The organism is Streptomyces sp. NPDC006012, assembly GCF_042871185.1.
GTDB lineage: Bacteria > Actinomycetota > Actinomycetes > Streptomycetales > Streptomycetaceae > Streptomyces.
This window is the reverse complement of the sequence record NZ_JBIAIE010000016.1, coordinates 120,262-138,447: the sequence shown is the minus strand read 5'-3', so window position 1 is coordinate 138,447 and position 18,186 is coordinate 120,262. Positions and strand designations below refer to the sequence as shown.

17 protein-coding genes and 1 pseudogene are annotated in these 18,186 nt (G+C 68.5%); 10 read left to right on the top strand and 8 right to left on the bottom strand.

The window, feature by feature from the left end; translation table 11 throughout:
- Both ACFYPJ_RS25445 and ACFYPJ_RS25440 read left to right on the top strand, forming a co-directional pair.
- Nucleotides 1-387: a hypothetical protein gene (locus ACFYPJ_RS25445; protein WP_389021460.1), complete on the top strand. Its 387-nt coding sequence runs from the start codon at nt 1-3 to the stop codon at nt 385-387.
- A gap of 188 nt (nt 388-575) precedes the next feature.
- Nucleotides 576-758: a hypothetical protein gene (locus ACFYPJ_RS25440; RefSeq protein WP_389021457.1), complete on the top strand. Its 183-nt coding sequence runs from the start codon at nt 576-578 to the stop codon at nt 756-758.
- Nucleotides 759-966: 208 nt separating this feature from the next.
- On the opposite strand, the gene ACFYPJ_RS25435 is transcribed toward ACFYPJ_RS25440, so the two are convergent.
- Complete coding sequence (locus ACFYPJ_RS25435) at nt 967-1,737, bottom strand: TetR/AcrR family transcriptional regulator (protein ID WP_389021454.1); 771 nt, start codon at nt 1,735-1,737, stop codon at nt 967-969.
- A gap of 691 nt (nt 1,738-2,428) precedes the next feature.
- The gene (locus ACFYPJ_RS25430; RefSeq protein ID WP_389021581.1) at nt 2,429-2,590 is read right to left on the bottom strand and encodes a hypothetical protein; all 162 of its coding nucleotides are present in this window, start codon (nt 2,588-2,590) and stop codon (nt 2,429-2,431) included.
- Here ACFYPJ_RS25430 and ACFYPJ_RS25425 point away from each other — a divergent pair.
- Nucleotides 2,513-3,082 (top strand): annotated as a pseudogene (locus tag ACFYPJ_RS25425) (helix-turn-helix domain-containing protein); the annotation flags it as partial. The gene ACFYPJ_RS25430 and the pseudogene ACFYPJ_RS25425 sit on opposite strands and share 78 nt — an antisense overlap.
- Before the next feature lie 77 nt (nt 3,083-3,159).
- On the opposite strand, the gene ACFYPJ_RS25420 reads toward ACFYPJ_RS25425, so the two are convergent.
- Both ACFYPJ_RS25420 and ACFYPJ_RS25415 read right to left on the bottom strand, forming a co-directional pair.
- Complete coding sequence (locus ACFYPJ_RS25420; protein ID WP_389021452.1) at nt 3,160-4,041, bottom strand: SDR family NAD(P)-dependent oxidoreductase; 882 nt, start codon at nt 4,039-4,041, stop codon at nt 3,160-3,162.
- Nucleotides 4,042-4,560: 519 nt separating this feature from the next.
- Entirely contained in the window at nt 4,561-5,793 is a 1,233-nt protein-coding gene (locus ACFYPJ_RS25415) for an epoxide hydrolase family protein (RefSeq protein WP_389021449.1), read from the bottom strand.
- 276 nt (nt 5,794-6,069) lie between these two features.
- On the opposite strand from ACFYPJ_RS25415, the gene ACFYPJ_RS25410 reads away from it, so the two are divergent.
- Nucleotides 6,070-6,675 (top strand): TetR family transcriptional regulator, encoded by a 606-nt coding sequence (locus ACFYPJ_RS25410; RefSeq protein ID WP_389021446.1) that lies wholly within the window; start codon nt 6,070-6,072, stop codon nt 6,673-6,675.
- Nucleotides 6,676-7,008: 333 nt separating this feature from the next.
- Here the strand turns inward: ACFYPJ_RS25410 and ACFYPJ_RS25405 are convergent, their stop codons facing one another.
- A complete protein-coding gene (locus tag ACFYPJ_RS25405) occupies nt 7,009-8,058 on the bottom strand; it encodes an aldo/keto reductase (RefSeq protein WP_389021443.1) in 1,050 nt (349 codons plus the stop codon).
- 919 nt (nt 8,059-8,977) lie between these two features.
- On the opposite strand from ACFYPJ_RS25405, the gene ACFYPJ_RS25400 reads away from it, so the two are divergent.
- From ACFYPJ_RS25400 to ACFYPJ_RS25390, 3 genes are read left to right on the top strand one after another with little or no spacing between them, the layout of a single operon-like run.
- A complete protein-coding gene (locus tag ACFYPJ_RS25400; RefSeq protein WP_389021440.1) occupies nt 8,978-9,979 on the top strand; it encodes a bifunctional DNA primase/polymerase in 1,002 nt (333 codons plus the stop codon).
- Complete coding sequence (locus tag ACFYPJ_RS25395) at nt 9,976-11,499, top strand: phage/plasmid primase, P4 family (protein ID WP_389021438.1); 1,524 nt, start codon at nt 9,976-9,978, stop codon at nt 11,497-11,499. Before ACFYPJ_RS25400 ends, ACFYPJ_RS25395 begins: the two co-directional genes overlap by 4 nt.
- Nucleotides 11,496-11,897 carry a DUF6009 family protein gene (locus tag ACFYPJ_RS25390; RefSeq protein ID WP_389021435.1) on the top strand — a complete coding sequence of 134 codons (402 nt, stop codon included), beginning with the start codon at nt 11,496-11,498 and terminating at the stop codon, nt 11,895-11,897. Before ACFYPJ_RS25395 ends, ACFYPJ_RS25390 begins: the two co-directional genes overlap by 4 nt.
- Nucleotides 11,898-12,467: 570 nt before the next feature.
- On the opposite strand, the gene ACFYPJ_RS25385 is transcribed toward ACFYPJ_RS25390, so the two are convergent.
- From ACFYPJ_RS25385 to ACFYPJ_RS25375, 3 genes are all read right to left on the bottom strand, one after another.
- Nucleotides 12,468-13,052 carry a TetR/AcrR family transcriptional regulator gene (locus ACFYPJ_RS25385; RefSeq protein WP_389021433.1) on the bottom strand — a complete coding sequence of 195 codons (585 nt, stop codon included), beginning with the start codon at nt 13,050-13,052 and terminating at the stop codon, nt 12,468-12,470.
- On the bottom strand, nt 13,049-13,414 hold the full coding sequence (locus ACFYPJ_RS25380; RefSeq protein WP_389021430.1) for a DUF1304 domain-containing protein: 366 nt from the start codon (nt 13,412-13,414) through the stop codon (nt 13,049-13,051). Before ACFYPJ_RS25380 ends, ACFYPJ_RS25385 begins: the two co-directional genes overlap by 4 nt.
- A gap of 259 nt (nt 13,415-13,673) precedes the next feature.
- On the bottom strand, nt 13,674-14,630 hold the full coding sequence (locus ACFYPJ_RS25375; protein ID WP_389021427.1) for an NAD(P)-dependent alcohol dehydrogenase: 957 nt from the start codon (nt 14,628-14,630) through the stop codon (nt 13,674-13,676).
- 116 nt (nt 14,631-14,746) lie between these two features.
- Between ACFYPJ_RS25375 and ACFYPJ_RS25370 the strand changes: the two genes are divergently transcribed.
- The 3 genes from ACFYPJ_RS25370 to ACFYPJ_RS25360 all read left to right on the top strand — a co-directional run bounded on the left by ACFYPJ_RS25370 (nt 14,747) and on the right by ACFYPJ_RS25360 (nt 18,152).
- On the top strand, nt 14,747-15,436 hold the full coding sequence (locus tag ACFYPJ_RS25370) for a TetR/AcrR family transcriptional regulator (protein ID WP_389021425.1): 690 nt from the start codon (nt 14,747-14,749) through the stop codon (nt 15,434-15,436).
- Nucleotides 15,437-15,694: 258 nt separating this feature from the next.
- Nucleotides 15,695-16,057: a YciI family protein gene (locus ACFYPJ_RS25365; protein ID WP_389021422.1), complete on the top strand. Its 363-nt coding sequence runs from the start codon at nt 15,695-15,697 to the stop codon at nt 16,055-16,057.
- Nucleotides 16,058-17,072: 1,015 nt separating this feature from the next.
- Nucleotides 17,073-18,152, top strand: coding sequence for an aldo/keto reductase (locus tag ACFYPJ_RS25360; RefSeq protein WP_389021419.1), 1,080 nt, complete (start codon nt 17,073-17,075; stop codon nt 18,150-18,152).
- Nucleotides 18,153-18,186: the final 34 nt, after the last annotated feature.

The following is an 18,186-nucleotide window of genomic DNA, read 5'->3' as shown; positions in this document are numbered from 1 at the left end:
ATGCGGATCTTTCGTACCTATGCGCGCGTCTATGCCACCGACCTGGATGCGGTACTGGCAGCACTCAGCACCGTTACCGATGAGCCGATCACCAGCCGTTTCACGATGCCGAACGGCCTGGAGCTGGCCGCCGTCGGCCAGGTTCTGGTAGTGGCGGGGGACGAGCAGACACTGGAGCCGTACACGGAGACAGCGGCGACGCTGATCGTGGACGACCTCGATGAGTGCCAGGTGCGTCTCCACCGGACGGGAGCACAGATCGTGCGGGGCCCGCAGAACGTTCCCACGGGGAGAAACCTGACCGCCAAGCTGCCTGGTGGCGTCCAGCTCGAATATGTCGAGTGGGACGAGGCGCAGTGGGAACGCGCCGGAGGCCGGCCCGCCTAGGGTCTCGCTTCTTCAGGAGTATGTCGCCGCCGTTCGGACGGCTCCCTACGGTGTCAGCCCGGTCTGCGCCCGCCCATGCTCGCGCATCACGACGATCGAGTCGGGATTACCCCTGGACGCAGGACGCCCCTGGTCCTGGGTGATCATTTCTGTTCTCCACGCAGAAGGATCACTGGGGAGCCACGAGCTTGGTCAACGACACGACGTTGCTGCTCGGCCTCGACGGGGTGTCCGTCGTGCGGGTCGAGTCACTGGCCGACGGAACACGTCGGGCGCACCTGATCACGGCGGACGAGGCGGTTGCGGGCCTGCCCGTCCTGCGGGGTCTTCGCCTCCCGGGTGAAGGGACCGGCGGTGACCCGGCCGCGTGACCTGCCCTACGGGAAAAGGAAGTTGGAGTGGGCAGATCTCCGCAACGCCGACAACCAACGCCTACGCACACGCTACGTCACCACCCACCGAGCCCGAGGGCACCTTCGCACCGCTCGACTTTGAAGACCCGCTTTGGCAGGGAGAACTCCCGTTGACGGGAAGCAGCAGACAGAGATCGCGGTAGACGGGACGCAGGCTTGACGGGACTCAGGAGGCCGCGAAGTGATCGCCTGGCAGGAGGCGTTCGAGTACGTCGAGACTGGAACGTGCCATGGCCAGCGCCGACCTGGCCGAGTCGACCGGCCCGCGGGCCCCGTCGCCGGCGGCCACCATGTCGACGGCTGCCTGACTGATCTGCCGTGCCACCGCGTCGATGTCGTAGTCGGGACCCGGGTGGTACCACCAGGCCACCCAGTTGCACATGCCGAGAACGCTGAACGCCGCCACGCGCGCGTCGAGCGGCTTGAACTCGCCCTGTTCGATGCCTTCCTCAAGCACCGCGGTGAGCGCGGCCAGGACTTCCTGGCGAGCCTGCCGATGCTGAGTCCGCAGCGGCTCGGACAGGGCTGACTCGGTCTGGTCATGCACCCGGAACTGGTGCGGCGATTCGGCCCGCTGCCGGACCAGCATGTCGGTCAGCTCCCGGAGCTTGCCCTCGGCCGTGAGGTCCGTACGGTCGCGGAGCTTGCCCACGGTGTCGGCAAGCCCCAGGCTCATCTGTTCGACCAGCATGGCCAGCAGATCTTCCTTGCTGGTCACGTAGTGGTAGAGCGCGGTACGGGACACCCCGACCGCCTGCGCCACATCCTGGAGCGTGGTGTTCTCGTACCCCTGCTCCGCGAACAGACACGTGGCCTTCTCCAGCAGGTCTCGGGTGACGAGGGTCCGCCGGGCGGTGCTGCGACGTGGCACGCTCGCCGCCATGGCCGACTCGTTCCGCTGCGCGGCGGTGCTCTTCCCCGAAGTCTTCCCTGGCATGCCGTCGATCGTAATCGAGCGTCGGTGAGCATGTCGAAGATGGCTCTCGCCCACCGTGAAAGAGCCTCATCGGACGGGGTGCGTTCCGGCGTTGCGCCGCGGTTCGGTCCGGCGCCGGGCGGAACGGGAGACCGTGTCCGGCCGTCGCACACCGTGCCGGCGAGGGGCAAGCCCGCCGTCAGCCATGACCGTCCGGCCGGGACCCCGCTGTTGCCCTCGCCCGCGCCGACATCGTCGTACGTTCCGTCCATGGCCGGACGGAGCAACCTGCGCACGCCCGCGCAATACACGCGCGCGTATGGGTGTGGGCGTGTTGTGTGTGCGCGTGTATGACATTCCACTTCTGCCGTGAGGTTCGAGCCCAGTTCGCTTCTCAGGCCGCGGCTGCCCTGCGCTTGGGTGAAGTGTTACGGGGGCGGCGGGAGCAGGTGACCCCCGGGGTGTTGCTGGTGCTGCTCCTCCCGTGCCTGTGGTGGCTGACCGTGCCGCTGCTGGTCGGTTACCAACTGGCCCGTACGGCACGCCGTATGGCACGCCGAGTCTTCCCCGTACACCCGGAAGGGCAGGTCGAGGATCCCGAGGTGGTCCGGGTGCAGCGGGTGCGGGCCTGGGTGGCCCTCGTCATGTCGGGGCTGCTGCTGGCCGTGTTCGGTGGCTGGCAGGACGTATGGAAGGCTCAGGCGCAGTTGCTTCAACGGCTCTTGTTCGCACCCTGGTTGGCCCTGTTCAGTGCCGTGATGGTGGTGGCGCTGATCTTCTGCGCGGCGGGCGGCTTCTGGCTGAACGTGTCTGCGCAGGTCGCCCGGTCGCGCAGGTCGCGGCGGAGATGGGCGTCTCGCGGGGCACGGCTCACAAGTGGGTCCGCCGCTGGCGGACAGCGGGCGAGCCGGGTCTCGGCGACCGCTCCAGCCGGCCGAGGACAACACCCCACCGCACGCCCGCGATGGTGGAGGGCCGCGTGTGTGCCAACTGCGCCAGGCCCGCAAGCTCGGCCCGGCCCGCATCGGCCCCGTCCTGAGCCTGCCCGTCTCGACTGTGCACCGCATCCTGGTCCGGCATGGTCTCAATCGCCTGGCTCACCTTGACCGGCCCACTGGTGAGACCATCCGCCGTTACGAACGCGACCGCCCAGGCGAGCTGGTCCACGTCGACGTCAGGAATCTCGGCCTAATCCCCGGACGGCGGCGGTCACAAGGTCCTGGGCCGCCAGGCCGGCCGTGCCCGGCGCAACAGCATGGGCTTCGACTACGTCCATTCCGCCGTCGACGATCACAGCCGCCTCGCCCACAGCGAGATCCACCCGGATGAGAAGGCCGACACCTGCGCAGGCTTCCTCCGCCGCGCCGCACTCGGCGGCCACCCACCGATCAGCCGTGTGAACAACGCGTCAGGTCAATACAACCAGCTGCCGTCCGTGCGGGGTCAGTCCTTTGCCGGTCGCCGCAGGGCGATGAGGCTGTTGCCGTCGGGGAGTACCTCGTAGCCGGTGCGGTCGATGATCTCGTCCCAGCGCGCGGCGACCACTTCGGGGGTCAGGGCCCGGTCGACGATGCCGAGGGTGGAGCCCGTGAAGAAGGCACCTACTCGGCCGCCGCCCGCGTCGAGCGTGATCCCGCTTGCGGGGCTGGTCTCGTGCGCGAGGTACAGGACGACGGGAGAAACCAGTTCCGAGGGCATCTCCTCTCTCAGGCGTGCGAGGGTTGCGTCGTGGCCGGTGAGGGATTGAGCGGCCATGTCGGTGAAGGCACCGGGCGCGATGGCGCTGACGGAGATGTTGTGCTCGGCGCCTTCGACCGCGAGCGAACGGGTCAATGCGTAGATCGCGCCCTTGCTCATCGAATACGCGGCCTGGCCGGCGTTTCCGAGCATTCCGGCGGGCGAAGTGGTGTTGACCACCCGTCCCTGTCCGCGGGCGACGAAGTGCGGCCAGAAGGCGCGCGTGACGTGGTAGATGCCCGCTACATTGACCTTCATGATGAGGTCGAAGTCCGCTTGCTTCTCCTCGGCGAAGGGGGCGAAGCGGCCTACCCCGGCGTTGTTCACCAGGACATCAACGGAACCGAACGCATCGAAGGCAGTGCGGGCAAGACCCGCTGCACCTTCCGGCGTCGAAATGTCGTGGCCGTCCGCTACCGCCTGCGCGCCGGTTGCACTGATCCCCTCGGCGGCTTGATCCGCACCCGCCAGGTCGTTCACGACGACGTTGGCGCCGCGAGCCGCGAACATGACGGTGTGGGCGTGACCGAGGCCACGCCCGGCGCCGGTGACAACAACCGTCTTCCCATCGAAGCGCAGCTTCGACATGTCTCCTCCTTGTATGTGTGGACCAGCGTCGTCCAGGCGCTGTGGCCGGCCGTCAGGTGCAATGGGGCATCCCGACAGACTCAGAGCGTGGTGCCGCCGTCGATGGTGATGCTCGCGCCCGTCGCCGCGGCGCCGATACCCCTGGAGCCGCCGAAGACCAGTCCGGTCTTGCGGCCTTCCACGTTGGTGTCTGACACGAATCGCTCCCTTTTTGATACGTCAGTCGATGAGATCTCTGCGGTGCGACGGCTGCCGCGCGGGGGATCGGCAGTGTGCAAGGTGCAAGGCTCCGTGCCGTTTGGCGGAGGTGCTCGAATCACCACCCCCCGTCAGCGCAGTAGCCCTGCTGAACTCGGCCTGCCGCACGACCCGAGCGGGTGATGCCTGGCACTTCGCTCGCAAGGGGAGCGCGCCGGCCGGCTTCCGGGGCCCGGTCCGGTGGCGAACCTGACTGCCGCGGACGCCTTCGACAGGATCCCTGCCGGCTTCGATCGCGGACGGCCCCGACCACGCCTGTGCTCAGCGCAGTCGACGGAAGGTCTCCCGGACATCGCCGACGAGAGCTGCGGGGTTCTCGTAGTGCACGAAGTGGCCGCCCTTGTGGTGGGCGTTGACGTAGACGGGGTTGAAGAAGCCGCGAGTGGGACCGTGTTCGAAGGCGGTGATGCGCTCCTCGGGAGTGCGCACCCCGGGCGGGTAGACGTCGCCGAGCAGGAAGGTGAAGCCGGCCGGGGGCTCGACCATCGGCTGCCGGTCGTGCACCGGCACCCACGGGTAGCGCACCGCATTGCGGTACATGCGGATCGAGGAACCGATCGACTGCGTGACCCAGAACGCGGTGGCCTGGGTGAGGATGAAGTCGCGGGAGAAGGCCCGCTCGAAGTCGCCGTTCTTGTCGCTCCACTTCTTCCACCGCTGCACCAGCCAGGCGAGCAGGGCGGCCGGGGAGTCGTTCAGCCCGTGCGTGAGGGTCTGCCCGTCGAGCATGTGGACAGCGACGTGGGAGGCGTACGTGGAGTGCATCTTCAGGATGTCTTCGCGCAGCTCGGGCGAGGCGTCCCCGGGGATCGGCGCCCCGCCGGTGAGGTCCCAGAAGCGGTCGTGCTGGAACATGCCGGGAGGAAGGTCGTGGCCGTAGTGCAGGCCGATGATGTTCTCGGCGTACTTGTGGCCCAGGGCGCTGTTGACCAGGGCGCCGTAGTCGCTGCCCACGGACCCGTATTTGCCGTAGCCCAGCACCTCGGTCATCAGGGTGTTGAGGATGTCGGCGATCTTCCAGTAGTTCAGGTCTCCGCCGGCTGGGGTGGACCAGGTGAAGCCGGGAAGGGTCGGCACGATGACGTCGAAGGAGTCGGCCGGGTCGCCGCCGAAGGCAGCGGGATCGGTCAGCGGGTCGATGACGGGGTAGCTGAACTCCCCCGGCCAGGGCCAGCCGTGCAGGACCAGCAGCGGGGTGGGGTTGGGGCCCTTGCCGGCCTTGCGGATGAAGTGGACGGGTATGCCGTTGATCTCCACCTTGAACTGGGGGTAGGAGTTCAGGCGCTTTTCTGCCGCACGCCAGTCGAAACCGTCGGCCCAGTACTCGACCAGCGGCTTGAGGTAGGCCGTGCTCAGGCCGTAGTACTCGTCCTCGTTGTCGAGGTCCTCAGCGAAGCGGGTGGCCTTCAGGCGTGCCTTGAGGTCGTCCAGTACGTCCTGTGCCACGTCGATCGTGAACGGTGCCGCCGAGCGGCCGACGCTGTTGTCAGTCATGATCCTGTTGCTTTCTCGCGAAGGTACTGAGAGGCGGTGACGTCCGACGGCCGCAAGCGGACCGCCCGGTCATATTCGACTATACGCACATCCGGACCGGCCGGTCATGTTAGCTGGACCACAAGCGGACCAGCCGGTCAGATTGGCCGTAGAATCGGATCGGGTCGGGGCCGCCGGGACGGGCCGGCGTCACCGACAGTTACGCCCGCAACCGAAAGCGTGACCCATTAGTCCGTTTAGAGGAAAATTAGTCGTTCGAAGAGAGGACGCCATTCGATGGACCCGGCAGTGGCGAAGCCGATGCGCAGCGATGCGGTACGGACGAGGAAGCTCCTGGTTGAAGCAGCCGCTGCAACCTTCGCCGAGCAAGGCGTCGAGGCGTCCATCTCGGAGATCGCGGAGCGAGCGGGCATCGGCAAAGGGACCGTGTTCCGACACTTCAGCACGAAAGAAGATCTCCTGGCCGCCATCGTCTCCGCGAACCAGTCCTCACTCGTGGCGATCGGCGAGCGGCTGGCGCAAACCGAGGCTCCGGCCAACGCGCTGCTGAAGTTCATGAGCGCCGCCATCGAGCTCCAGATCAGGGACCGCGCCTTCTGCCAGGTCGCCCACGGGGAAGCCAGTGATCACCCGGACGTACGCAGCGGCCGTGCGGCACTCGACGCGATCACTGCCGCACTGACCGACCGCGCCCGCGCGCACGGCGCCATTCGGCAGGACGTCACCGGGCAGGACGTCATGCTGCTCATGAGCGGGATCTTCCAGACCGCATCGCCCCTGCTGTCGACCCAACCGCACCTTTGGCGACGCTACCTACGTCTCGTCTTCGACGGCATGCAAGCTGACACGCCGGCGCTGCCAGGTCCTGCGCCAGAGGCTTAGGGGCCGGCGAAGTGCGGTACTACAGCGCACAGTCAGCGGCGTAGGACGTGTTTCGAAAGTAGCGTCGGATCAGGTCGCGGCGTCTGGTGCCGCGCATCGCAAGGCGGAGGATCGTCCTCGTACTGGGCGTACGTGGAGGACCCCGACAACGCGGCGAGGTGCCGCGCCTGGGGACACCTCCCAGCCGCCAGGCCGGGGGAGCGTCGCGGCCCGACGGGACTTCCGAAACACACCCTGGGCCGCGAAGCTGCGCGTTCCGTCCGGCCGGGGACAGGGCGTCAGGCCGGCTGTACCGAGCGGCCGGAGCCCGCCTGTTCCCAGCTGGGCCGGGGGTCAGCCCGCTGCACGCTCCGCGAGCGGCCGGCGCCGCCGGGCGACGTCGACGAGCGCGGGGGCGCGCCAGGCCCCGTCGGGGTGGTACTGGTTGGATCCTGGCGGCACGATGCCGTCGATCTGGTCGAGCGTGTCGTCGTCCAGGGTGAGTGCGCCGCCCTTCAACGTGCCCTCCAGCTGCTCCGTGGTCCGCGGGCCGATGATGACCGAGGTGACTGCGGGGTGTGCGAGGGGGAAAGCCACGGCGAGTTGGGGAAGCGAGCAGCCCATGCTGTCCGCGAGCAGCGCGAGCTTTTCCACCGTTTCCAGCTTGGCGACGTTCTCGGGGATCGACGGATCGAAGCGCGCCGGGGTGAGCGCCGCACGGCCCGTGGACAGGTCGACGGGCCGGCCCTTGCGGTATGCCCCGGACAGGAAGCCCGAGGCGAGCGGACTCCACGTCAGCACCCCCATCCCGTAACGTCGGCAGACCGGGAGCACGGACGTCTCCACCCCCCGGGCAAGCAGCGAGTACGGCGGCTGCTCCGTCCTGAACCGCAGCAGGGCCCGCCGCTCGGAGACATGGTGCGCCTCGACGATCTCCTCGGCCGGGAAGGTGGAACAGCCGAAGGCACGGATCTTGCCCTGGTGGACGAGGTCGCTCAGGGCGGAGAGCGTCTCCTCGATGTCCGTCGTATGGTCGGGGCGGTGGACCTGGTAGATATCGATCCAGTCCGTCCGCAGGCGCCTGAGGCTCTCTTCGACCTCCTTGATGATCCAGCGGCGTGAGTTGCCGCTGCGGTTGGGGCCATCGCCCATGCGGAAGTGAACCTTGGTGGCCAGCACCACCCCGTCGCGGCGGCCTTGGAGCGCCTTGCCGACGATTTCCTCGGATTCGCCCGCCGAGTACATGTCGGCCGTGTCGACGAAGTTGATCCCTCGGTCGAGGGCCGCGTGGACGATGCGGACGCAGTCGTCGTGATCAGGATTGCCGACAGCGCCGAACATCATGGTCCCGAGGCAGTACGCACTCACTTCGATGCCGGTCCCGCCGAGCACCCGGTAACGCATGGCCAGCCCCCTCAGTCCTTGGTCGTGGCGAGGATCCCATCAGTTGGAGCGCGCTCCATGTCAACCGTTGGCGAGCCGGAGTCGAGCCTGCCGGGACGCCACCGGCCTGACAGCATCCGATGCAGCGCCTTCAACAGTGGAAGCCCATGGCAACGCACGGCATGTCGCACGCCTGGGCGGAGCCGCCGCCGACGCCCGCCCACAGCATCTCGGCACTCGGCGTCTCGGCGGACACAGCGGCTGAGCGACCGAAGCGACTGAAGCGACTCAGCGGGCTCCTTGCTCGCGCCGTCGCTGGTGAGCGGCCTGCGAGGCGGGGTGTCCGTCGCTTCGGTCGCTGCGCCTCCCCGTCCCGGCGGCCGGAGAACAGCGACCGAAGAACAGTGACTGCTGAGCAGCGACTGAGGAACAGCGACTGTGGTTCGGTTCAGTCGCTTGTGCCAAGGCCGTAAAGATGCAGGTCAAAGGGATGATGAGAGGGCATCAGCGACTGAAGCGACTCAAGTTTCGAATATATGAAGGCATTCATGTGTGCGCGTGTGCGTCATATATAGGGAGCTTCAGTCGCTTCAGTCGCTGTTTTGACTCCCGGACATTATCTGACCTGGGACTTTTCCCTTGCCGGCGGACCAGTGACCGAAAGGGCTTTGGTCGCTGCCGACCTGCTTCGGTCGCTGCGGCCCGCCCCCGCGGACAGCGATCGACACGGGTGTGGATTTTTTGGCATGGGCTCCGTGGCCCCGCAAGCCGTGTTCGCTAGTCTGTGTCCGTCGTTCGGTCGCTTCGGTCGCTGAGAGGGGAACACAAGGTGCCCGCTGAGCTGCATCTTCCCCACCCCAGCCCCGAACCTGCCGCCGCCGGGCGTTCAGTCGCTGTTCCGATCGCAACCGCCCGCTGGTGCGCCCGCCGAGGCTGGCCGGTGCATCCACTCGCCCCCGGCAGGAAGACCCCGGCGGCCAACTGCGCCGAGTGCCGGACCTCCCCCCACGCCCCGGCCGACTGCCCCTGCCTGCCCGCCGGGAAGTGGTGCCACGGCTTCCACGCCGCCACCCTCGACCAGAGCAGGATCGAACGGTGGTGGGGGGCACATCCCGACTTCGGCGTGGGCGTCGCCTGCGGAGCCGCCAACCTGGTCGTCATCGACATCGACGCCCACCTCACCCAGCCCCCCTCAAGGGACCGCCTCCTGCCGGGGATCCGCATTGCCGAACACGTGGACCTGAGGGGTCTGGCGACGGGCTTCCACACCCTGGCCGTGCTGGCCGCCCTCCGCGGCCGGCCCAGCCCCGCGGACGACGCCTCGACACTGCGCGTGCGAACGCCGTCCGGCGGGCTGCACGTCTGGTACCGGGCCATCGACAACCGCCGCTGGCAGTCGTCGGCCGGCTCCAGCGCCGGGCGGGCGCTCGCCTGGCAGGTGGACGTCCGTGCGCACGGCGGCTACATCATCGCCCCGGGCACCACGACGCAGGACGGCGCCTACACCCCCGTAGGAGAGGTCCGCGAGCCGGCCGCGCTGCCGATGTGGCTCGGCCAGGAGCTGGAACGCACGGGCCACCTGCCCGCGCCCAACATTCCCGCTCCGCGCCCGGTCCCGCCCCGGGCCCAGCAGGCGGTGCTCGCGGCCGGGGGCGGCAAGAGCCGCGAGGGCTCTCTCCTGGCGGCGCTGCTGGCCCCGGTCGAGGCGTGCGGCGAGTCCTTGGAAGGAGCCGGTTTCTCGGACGCCCTCAACCGGGCCGCCTACACGGCCGGCGGGCTCATCGCCGCGGGACGGCTCACCCGACAGGAAGCCGAAGAAGCCCTGAAAAGCACCGCCTTCGCCGTCCGGCCGGGACAGGAGCGCCGTGCCGAGCAGATCATCCGCAGCGGACTCGCCGCCGGGCTGAAACGTCCTTTGTACGCCACGGGAGGGCGACTGTGACTTCGCCCCGCCATGAAACTCTCTTCGAGTTCGATCCCGCAGCCGTCGCGTCCCAGATCCGCAGCCAGGGCGGCCCCCTGCCGCTGCCGGCGCAGACCGACCCCACGCGAGCCGCCGTCGGCGAGGCGACCGCGGTGGGGCTGCTCCCCGACACTCTGACCGACCGCGGCAACGCCAAGCTGTTCGTGAAGCTGTACGCGAACGACTACCGGCACGTCCCGGGTATCGGCTGGTACCGCTGGGACACCACCAGGTGGCAGATCGACGAGGACGACACGGTCCTGTGGGCGGCGGGTGATCTGGCGGAGAACATCGCCGGTCATGACGCGAGGGGCCTGTTCACCTCGCAGGCCCTCCAGCAGCACCGGCGCCGGGCACTGTCCACGACCGGTATAAACGCCATGCTCACCCAGGCCAAGTCGGCCCCGGGCATGGTGCTGAACGCGAACCGCCTGGACGCCGATCCCTACGCCCTGTGCACCCCCGACGGCATCGTCGACCTGCGCACCGGGCTGATCAAGGTGCCGGATCCGAACAAGGACTTCCATTCGCGGTCCACGACCGTGGGTCCGCAGCACGTGGCCACACCCAGGTGGGACCGCTTCCTGACGGACACCTTCGGCGACGACGCCGAGGGCGCCGAGATGGTCGCGTTCCTCCAACTGCTGCTCGGCTACTCCATCACCGGCGACGTGGGCGGGCAGGTCCTGCCGTTCCTCTTCGGCGCGGGAAAGAACGGCAAGTCCGTCCTGCTGGACGTCCTCATGAAGCTGCTCGGCGACTACGCCGACGCCGCGCCGCCCGGCTTCCTGATGTCCCGGCCCTACGAGGGACATCCCACCGATCTCGCCGAACTGCACGGGCGGCGCGTGATCGTGTGCTCGGAGGTGAAGCACGGTGACAAGTTCGACGAGGCCAGGGTCAAGCTGCTGACGGGCGGCGACCGCATCAAGGCCCGGCGGATGCGCCAGGACTTCTTCAGCTTTCAGCCCACCCACCATCTGTGGCTGCTCGGCAACCACCGGCCCGAGGTCGGGACGGGCGGCTTCGCCTTCTGGCGGCGCATGCGGCTGATCCCTTTCGAACGGGTCGTCTCCGACGATCGCAAGATCGACAACCTGGCCGACATCCTCGTCACGGAGGAAGGCCCCGGCATCCTCGGCTGGCTCATCGACGGGGCCCGCCGCTACCTGGCCGGGGACCGGGACCTGACCGGCCCGGAGCGGGTCCGCATCGCCACCACGGCCTACGCCGAGACCGAGGACCACACCGGCCGGTTCTTCGAGGAGTGCTGCGCGTTGGGGCCGGATCTGCGGGCCGAGCAGACGGGGCTCTACAAGGCGTACAAGACGTGGTGTCAAAATGAAGGAGCACCTGCCATGTCTTCGCGCACCTTCGCGTCCCGCGCCCGTGAGCTGGCGGGGCTGGCCTCGCCCAAGGAGATGATCCTGTCCAATCAGCGCAAGTATTACCCAGGCATCGGACTGCTCGCCGACGAGGAGACGGAGGCGACGGCATGAGCTCCCTGATCGTCGAGGAAGAGATCGCGCACGAGATCGACATCGTGTGGCTTGAGGACATCGCACCGCTCGACTACGTACGCCAGAGTCTGGACAGGCTTCCCACCAGGCGCGGAAAGCCTGCGTACCACCGTGACGGCCGGATGGTGGGATACGCCCTCCTCGGTCCTGATGCCAGACCGTCGCGTTCTTCCGGCACGTTCCGCCGACGGGTCTTCTGGCTGCTCCCGCACGACCGGGACACCGAGCCGACGGGCCTCTACGCGAAGGGCGCCCCTGCGGAGGCAGTCGATCCGCGGACCATCGCCGCCCGCACGAAGGGCTACAAGACCGAACGGTCGGAGGGTGGCCCGCCGTCCTCCGCCATGCAGGAACTCGGCATAACGCTGCCGCTGTAGGCGGCCTCTCGCGGCCCTCCCGGGGAAGCGGTTTCCCGGAGACCAACCCAGGCGGCAACAGACCGGACAGTACCAAGCCATACGTTGATGAACCGGACAGCGTGGCGCGAGGATTGCCGCGCTGTCGGGAATCGCGCCTCTCCCCTCTCCCCGGCATCCGGTTGCGAACGGACCGTCCCGACGCACGGGTTCACAACGACGCTCATTCATGTGCATGCGCAAGCCCCGCGCCCCCTTCACGGAGCGCGGATGTGCCGGACGTCGACACACCCCGCGTCGCAGGCAATTCGGAAATTCGGTCGCTTCAGTCGCTGATTCCCGCGGGACAACGCACTGACCTGCGAAGACGGAAGCCCCTTGGGCACAGCGACTCGGTCACTGAACCGACCCGTCGGTCGCTGACACCCCACTGACACACCGAGAAAGCCGAGCCGACCGAGCCGGAGATCAAGACACCGTTCGCCGGCCGTGGCGCCTGCGCCGGCCCTCGGCCAGAAGGCCGGTGGGCACCAGTCACTCCTCGATCGCCCGCTTGGCTCACGGCAGCTCGCCAACCGGGTTCCGCCGAGGTTACCGGGACGGCGGACCGAAGATCCGATGAATCGATATCACCAGCCGCCAGACCTGGCGGGAGAGGGCGTCGGGCTCCGCGCTGATCAGCCCGTGGATCCAGTCGGCGAACACGCCGGTGAACACGGCGGCGACCGCTGAGTCAGCCATGTCGGAGTGCGGCGCCCCGGCGCGCTCCCGCTCAAGCCGAGAGCGGGTCCTGAGCTCGCGATGCAGTAGTTCGCCGAGGGGCCCGCTGCCGCCCGTGTGGAGCAGCCCCCTGTACAGGTCGGTGTGGGCCGCCACCGAGGTGAAGAACGCGGCAAGCGCGGACGGGGGCAGTGCCGGATCGGGAAGGCCCTCGAAAGCGTGGACCGCTTCCACCGCGTCTCGCACCACCTCCGCGCAGGCATCGACGGCCAGCGCCTGGAGATCCTCGTAGTGCAGGTAGAAGGTGGCCCGGCCGACTCCCGCACGGCGGACCACCGAGGAGACGCTCACTTCTTCCAGCGGACGGCCGGCGCACTCGGCGAGCAAGGCATCACGCAGCCGTCCCCGGGTCCGTACGGTACGCGGGTCCTTCCCCGCCGTCGGATCACTGCTCATCCGGCGAGGAGCACAGCGGCCAGGGTCAGCACTCCAGGAGCGAACTGCGAAAGCAGAATCTTCCGGCTCGACGTGCTGGCCGCCCCATAGGCACCGGCCACCACGACACAGCTCGCGAAGAAGACCTGCGCCTGGAAGTCCACCGGGTCGGCTGCAAGCAGACCCCATATCAGACCAGCCGCAAGGAACCCGTTGTACAGGCCCTGGTTCGCGGCCATCGACGCAGTGTTGCGGGCCGTCTCCTCGTCCATGCCGAAAGCCGCACGGCCGCGGGGCCGCTGCCAGAGGAACATCTCCAACACCAGGATGTACACATGCAGCGCCGCAAGCGCACCGACCAGAACCTCTGCAACGACCTGCATCGCAACCCACCTGCTCTCGAATCAAGCTTCGCCCGCGGCCACTTGCCGCAACTTCCTGTACAACTGTACAAGAAATTATGGACAGTTGTACAGAACCTGGCGGTGGTCCCTGCGGGCACACATCTTGACCGGCCCGGGCGTGAGGTGATCGGCGATTTCAGCCCCGAGCCTCGCTCCGTGTCAGAGACGGGCGGGACCCAGTCGGCTGCGGCCCGTCGCCGACGTAGCGGAGTCGGGGGCCGTGGCGGTGTTCGCCCCCTCACCCGATCTGGATGATGTGCTTGCCGCGGACGCCACCGGCTTCCAGGGCCCGGTGGGCATCGGCGAGCCGGTCGAGAGGGTGAACGGTGTCCACGACGGGGACGATGTCGCCGCGCTCCGCGTAACGGGTGATCTGGGCCAGCAGCTCGGTGTCGGGGTTGCCGCTGAAGACGCGGATGCGGCGGCTCCCGTGGACGGTCGAGGCGAGGACGGAAGCGAGGCTCGCGAGAGGTCTGTTGAAGTCCAGGGTGACGGCGACCATGCGCCCGCCGGGTGCCAGCAGGCGGCGGAAGCGGGACTGCTGGGTGCCGGCGGTGTCGATGACGACGTCGAAACGACCCAGCTCAGACAGGCGGGTCGTGCGGTAGTCGAGTGCTTCGTCGGCGCCCAGGCCGCGGACGAAGTCGAGGTTCTTCGCGCCCGCGAGAGCGACGACGTGGGCACCGAAAAGCTTGCCGATCTGCACCACGACACTGCCCACGCCTCCGCTGCCCCCGCGCACCAGGAGTCGCTCACCGGGTTTGATGGCGGCCTTCTCACGCAGGGCGGTCACCGCCGTGGCCCCGCCGGCGAGCAGTGAGATGGCCTGCACCAGGGTGAGATTCTCCGGAGCGGGGGCGATCTGCCGGGGGCGCACGGCGACGTACTCGGCCATGCTGCCCGTCCTGCGCCCCAGCAGCCCCCACACCCGATCCCCTTCACGTACTCCGGTGACCGACGAACCGACTTCGGCGACCTCGCCGGCGAAGTCGATCCCGCTCGTCTTGGGGAAGGTGCGGCCAGTCACCAGGCGCGTTTTCCCGGCCCGGTCGAGCAGCTCGCCGCCATTGACGCTGGCGACATGCACCCGCACCAGCACCTCCTCGGGCGCGGGGGCCGGCGTCGGACGCTTGCCCACGTAGAGGACCCCCGGGGGGCCGAATCGGTCGAAGAGGGCTGCGCGCATGTCGTTCATGTTTTTGTCCCGTGTCGCATGTCGGAGCTGCGGAGGCGCTGTGCGCGCCCGCTGGTACTCTCAACGCTAGACCCGTAAGTGGATGACATCGTCCATTTAGCTTGAAGTGAGAAACATTGCCTGCTCAGCCATCTCACAAGCCGTCCGGGCACGTCGGCGGTGTGCCCGGCGACGCAGACCCTGAGGGCCTGCGCGCCGATGCCCGGCGCAACCGGGAACGCATCCTCGAAGCCGCACGCGAGGTGTTCGCGGCCCAGGGCATTGACGCCCCCATGAGCACCGTCGCCCGCCGCGCCGGCGTCGGCGTGGCCACCCTCTACCGCCGCTTCCCCACTCGCACCGCGCTTGCCACCGCGGCCTTCGCCGAGCAACTCGCCCTGTGCGCGGCCGCCTTCGACGAGGCCCTGGCCGACCCTGACCCCGGACACGGCCTGTACGCACTCCTGGAGAAGGTGTGCGCCACGCAGGTGACCGACCGCGGCTTCGCCTCCGTATTCCGGGATCAGTTCCCCGACGCCCTTGATCACGATCAGGAACGCGACTGTGCCGAAGAGGGTCTGGCGCGGCTGGTCCAGCGTGCCCGCGAGGCCGGACAACTGCGCGACGACTTCGACCCCGCCGATATCACCCTTCTGCTCCTCGCCAACAGCGGCCTCGCCGGACAACCGAGAGAAGCTGCCCTCGCGGCCTCCCGGCGCCTGCTGGCCTATCTCTTCCAGGCTTTCCAGGTCCAGCGCCCCGGCTCCCTCCCGCCTCCCGCAGTGATAGAACTGCGCGAAATCCACCAGCCACCGGGCCGCCCGTGAGACCGATCAGGCAACGTGTGCCGTCGAATCAGCAATGTAGTTGTAAATTCAACTAGATAGTTTGTTTCATCCGAATGGGACGGACCCTCGCCCGACATGCCCCTGCTGTATGCCCGCTCCCGCGTTCGGGCCAGTCGACGGCGGCGCGGAATAAGGTTTCGAAGAAAGTCGTCGTCGAATGTCGAGAACCCGTTTCCCGCTCCGACTGAGGGGTGACAGCGCACCAACAGGGTGCGCGGGACCAAGGGGACACCCGAGATGAAGTACATCGCGATGATCTACGGCAACAAGGCCAAGTGGGACTCCTTCCCTGCCGAGGCATGGCCGGAGGCGATCGCCAAGCAGGAGGCGTTCAACAAGAAGTACCGCGAGAGCGGTGAACTCCTCGGCGCCTACGGCCTGGCGGACGCGGCCGACGCCCAGCTCGTGCGCCGCAAGGACGGCGTCCCGGCGGTCACCGACGGCCCGTACCTGGAAACCAAGGAGTACATGGCCAGCTTCTACCTGCTGGAGTGCGACGGCCTGGAGCGGGCGCAAGCGATCGCCGCGGACATGCCGTTCGCCGATGTGGAGCCGGTCGAGCTGTGGCCGGTGCTGCACGAGTCCGCCGCGGACGTGTGACCGCCGAGGGCCACGCCGCCGAGGACCTGTCGCCACCTCCGCGGCGCAGAATCTCCCGGCCGGCCGCGCGGCCGGTGAAGAGGCTGCCCGGCCCTCCGCCCACGGCCGGTGCGCACACCTCACCCCCTCCTTCGGGCGGGCGCACCGGAACCTGGCCGTGCGGCTCGTCCCGGACCGGACGAGCCGATCGGCTACTGAACCGCACGCGGTCCCGACCATCGCACGTTGACGTCTCCGCAGCTCATGACCGCCTTTCGCGGAGAACAGCGACTGAAGCGACTCAAGTCCCGGACATGAGCAACGCACCGTGTGCACCGGCCACGACAGAAGCGAGCCCTCAGGCGTCAACTCTCACGCATGAACCTTCCGGCGTGCGCCCCAGATGCGAGCCTGCAGATGTGAGCCCGCAGGCGTAAGCCCCAAATGTGGGCTCCCAGACGTACGCCTTCAGGCGTGTGCCCTCAGGCGTGTGCCCTCAGACATGAGCCTTCGGTCACGTCCCTTCGGTCACGTCCCTTCGGTCACGTGCCTTCGGTCACGTGCCTTCGGTCATGTGCCTTCGGTCATGTGTCGGGGGCTTTTCCTCTGCCCCGCCTGCCGCTCCGTGTCCGCCTCTCGGTCGCTTGGGTCGCTGTCCGGAGCCGCGCGTGGCAGTTGAGCTGCGCGTTTCCAGCAGCAACGCAACGGTCCCGTCAGCAGCCGGCCCGCCACTCATCGCTCGTAGGACGGCCCACCGTCCTGCCGGGCCCGCGGGCCGCCCGGGCCGCGGTACGGCGGCATCGACCCGCCGCCCCGGAAGGGCTCGGCCCCGAGCGCCGGACGTGCCGACCCCCGCCGACCGGACGGTACCGCAGGCAGCGGCCACGTGTGACGTCCCTCTCTCCAAGCCTCGCCCCTTCGACAAGAGGCCAGTGGACCTTTATGGTGAAGTGCATAAGGTTCCAGCGGCCTCTTAGAGAGAACCGCTGATCGGGTTCTGCGGGACACGCGAGACAAGAGAGAAGTGGTGCAGGTGATGGCGTCGTACGACGACACTTCGGCCGCGCTCCAGGGTGCGGGCGCGACACACGCGGCCCGGACTCCGCTGGGCGGCTCCGGCATCTCGGTGCGGCCCGTCGGCCTGGGGCTCATGGGGATGTCGCAGTTCTACGGCGCGGCGGACCCGGACGCCTCGGTCGCCACCGTCCGGGACGCGATCGAGCTGGGCGTGGAGTTGTTCGACACCTCGGACTACTACGGGGCGAGCAGCGCCACTCCGGGCCGGCCGGTGGCCGGCTTCGGCCACAACGAGGAACTGCTCGGACGCGCCCTGCGGGGACGCCGGGACCGGGCGGTCGTGGCGACCAAGTTCTCCGCGCGCGCCACCCCCGAGGGCAGCAGCTACTTCGACGGCCGCCCCGAGTACGTCAGGGCCGCCTGCGAGGCCAGCCTGCGGCGGCTCGGCACGGACCGGATCGACCTGTACTACTACCACCGGCTGGATCCGGCCGTCCCGGTCGAGGACACCGTGGGTGCCATGGCCGAGCTGGTCGCCGAGGGCAAGGTCCGGGCGATCGGTCTGAGTGAGGTCACCCCGGAGATCCTGCGGCGGGCCCACGCGGTCCACCCGGTCTCCGCCCTCCAGAGCGAGTACTCGCTGTGGGAGCGCGGCGTCGAGGCAGAAGTGCTCCCGGAGTGCCGGCGTCTGGGCATCACCCTGGTGCCCTACAGCCCGCTGGGACGCGGCATGCTCACCGGTGCCTTCCGCCGGGGTGCCTCCTTCGGCCTCGACGACTTCCGGTCCACGCTGCCCAAGTTCCAGGGCGACAACTTCGCACACAACCGGCAACTCGTCGACGCGCTGGAGGAGTTCGCCGCGAGCAGGGGCCACACCCCCGGCCAGCTCGCCCTCGCCTGGCTGCTGGCCCAGCCGCACCACATCGTGCCCATCCCCGGCGCCAAGCGCATGACCTACGTCCGTGAGAACTTCGCCGCCGCCTCGGTCCGGCTCCGCGCCGACGACGTGGCACACCTCAGCGCCCTGTTCGACCCCGCGGGGGTCAAGGGCGGCCGGTACGGAGCTCTCAACAAACTCCCGGACGGCTCCGATGCCTGAGCACCGGCGCCTTTGGACTATCCAGAAAGAGGAA

Excerpts from the sequence above, each read along its gene's own strand:
- ACFYPJ_RS25445 (WP_389021460.1), top strand. The coding sequence starts at position 1 with ATGCGGATCTTTCGTACCTATGCGCGCGTCTATGCCACCGACCTGGAT.
- ACFYPJ_RS25435 (WP_389021454.1), bottom strand. The coding sequence starts at position 1,737 with ATGCCAGGGAAGACTTCGGGGAAGAGCACCGCCGCGCAGCGGAACGAG.
- ACFYPJ_RS25420 (WP_389021452.1), bottom strand. The coding sequence starts at position 4,041 with ATGTCGAAGCTGCGCTTCGATGGGAAGACGGTTGTTGTCACCGGCGCC.
- ACFYPJ_RS25415 (WP_389021449.1), bottom strand. The coding sequence starts at position 5,793 with ATGACTGACAACAGCGTCGGCCGCTCGGCGGCACCGTTCACGATCGAC.
- ACFYPJ_RS25410 (WP_389021446.1), top strand. The coding sequence starts at position 6,070 with ATGGACCCGGCAGTGGCGAAGCCGATGCGCAGCGATGCGGTACGGACG.
- ACFYPJ_RS25405 (WP_389021443.1), bottom strand. The coding sequence starts at position 8,058 with ATGCGTTACCGGGTGCTCGGCGGGACCGGCATCGAAGTGAGTGCGTAC.
- ACFYPJ_RS25390 (WP_389021435.1), top strand. The coding sequence starts at position 11,496 with ATGAGCTCCCTGATCGTCGAGGAAGAGATCGCGCACGAGATCGACATC.
- ACFYPJ_RS25385 (WP_389021433.1), bottom strand. The coding sequence starts at position 13,052 with ATGAGCAGTGATCCGACGGCGGGGAAGGACCCGCGTACCGTACGGACC.
- ACFYPJ_RS25380 (WP_389021430.1), bottom strand. The coding sequence starts at position 13,414 with ATGCAGGTCGTTGCAGAGGTTCTGGTCGGTGCGCTTGCGGCGCTGCAT.
- ACFYPJ_RS25375 (WP_389021427.1), bottom strand. The coding sequence starts at position 14,630 with ATGAACGACATGCGCGCAGCCCTCTTCGACCGATTCGGCCCCCCGGGG.
- ACFYPJ_RS25365 (WP_389021422.1), top strand. The coding sequence starts at position 15,695 with ATGAAGTACATCGCGATGATCTACGGCAACAAGGCCAAGTGGGACTCC.
- ACFYPJ_RS25360 (WP_389021419.1), top strand. The coding sequence starts at position 17,073 with ATGGCGTCGTACGACGACACTTCGGCCGCGCTCCAGGGTGCGGGCGCG.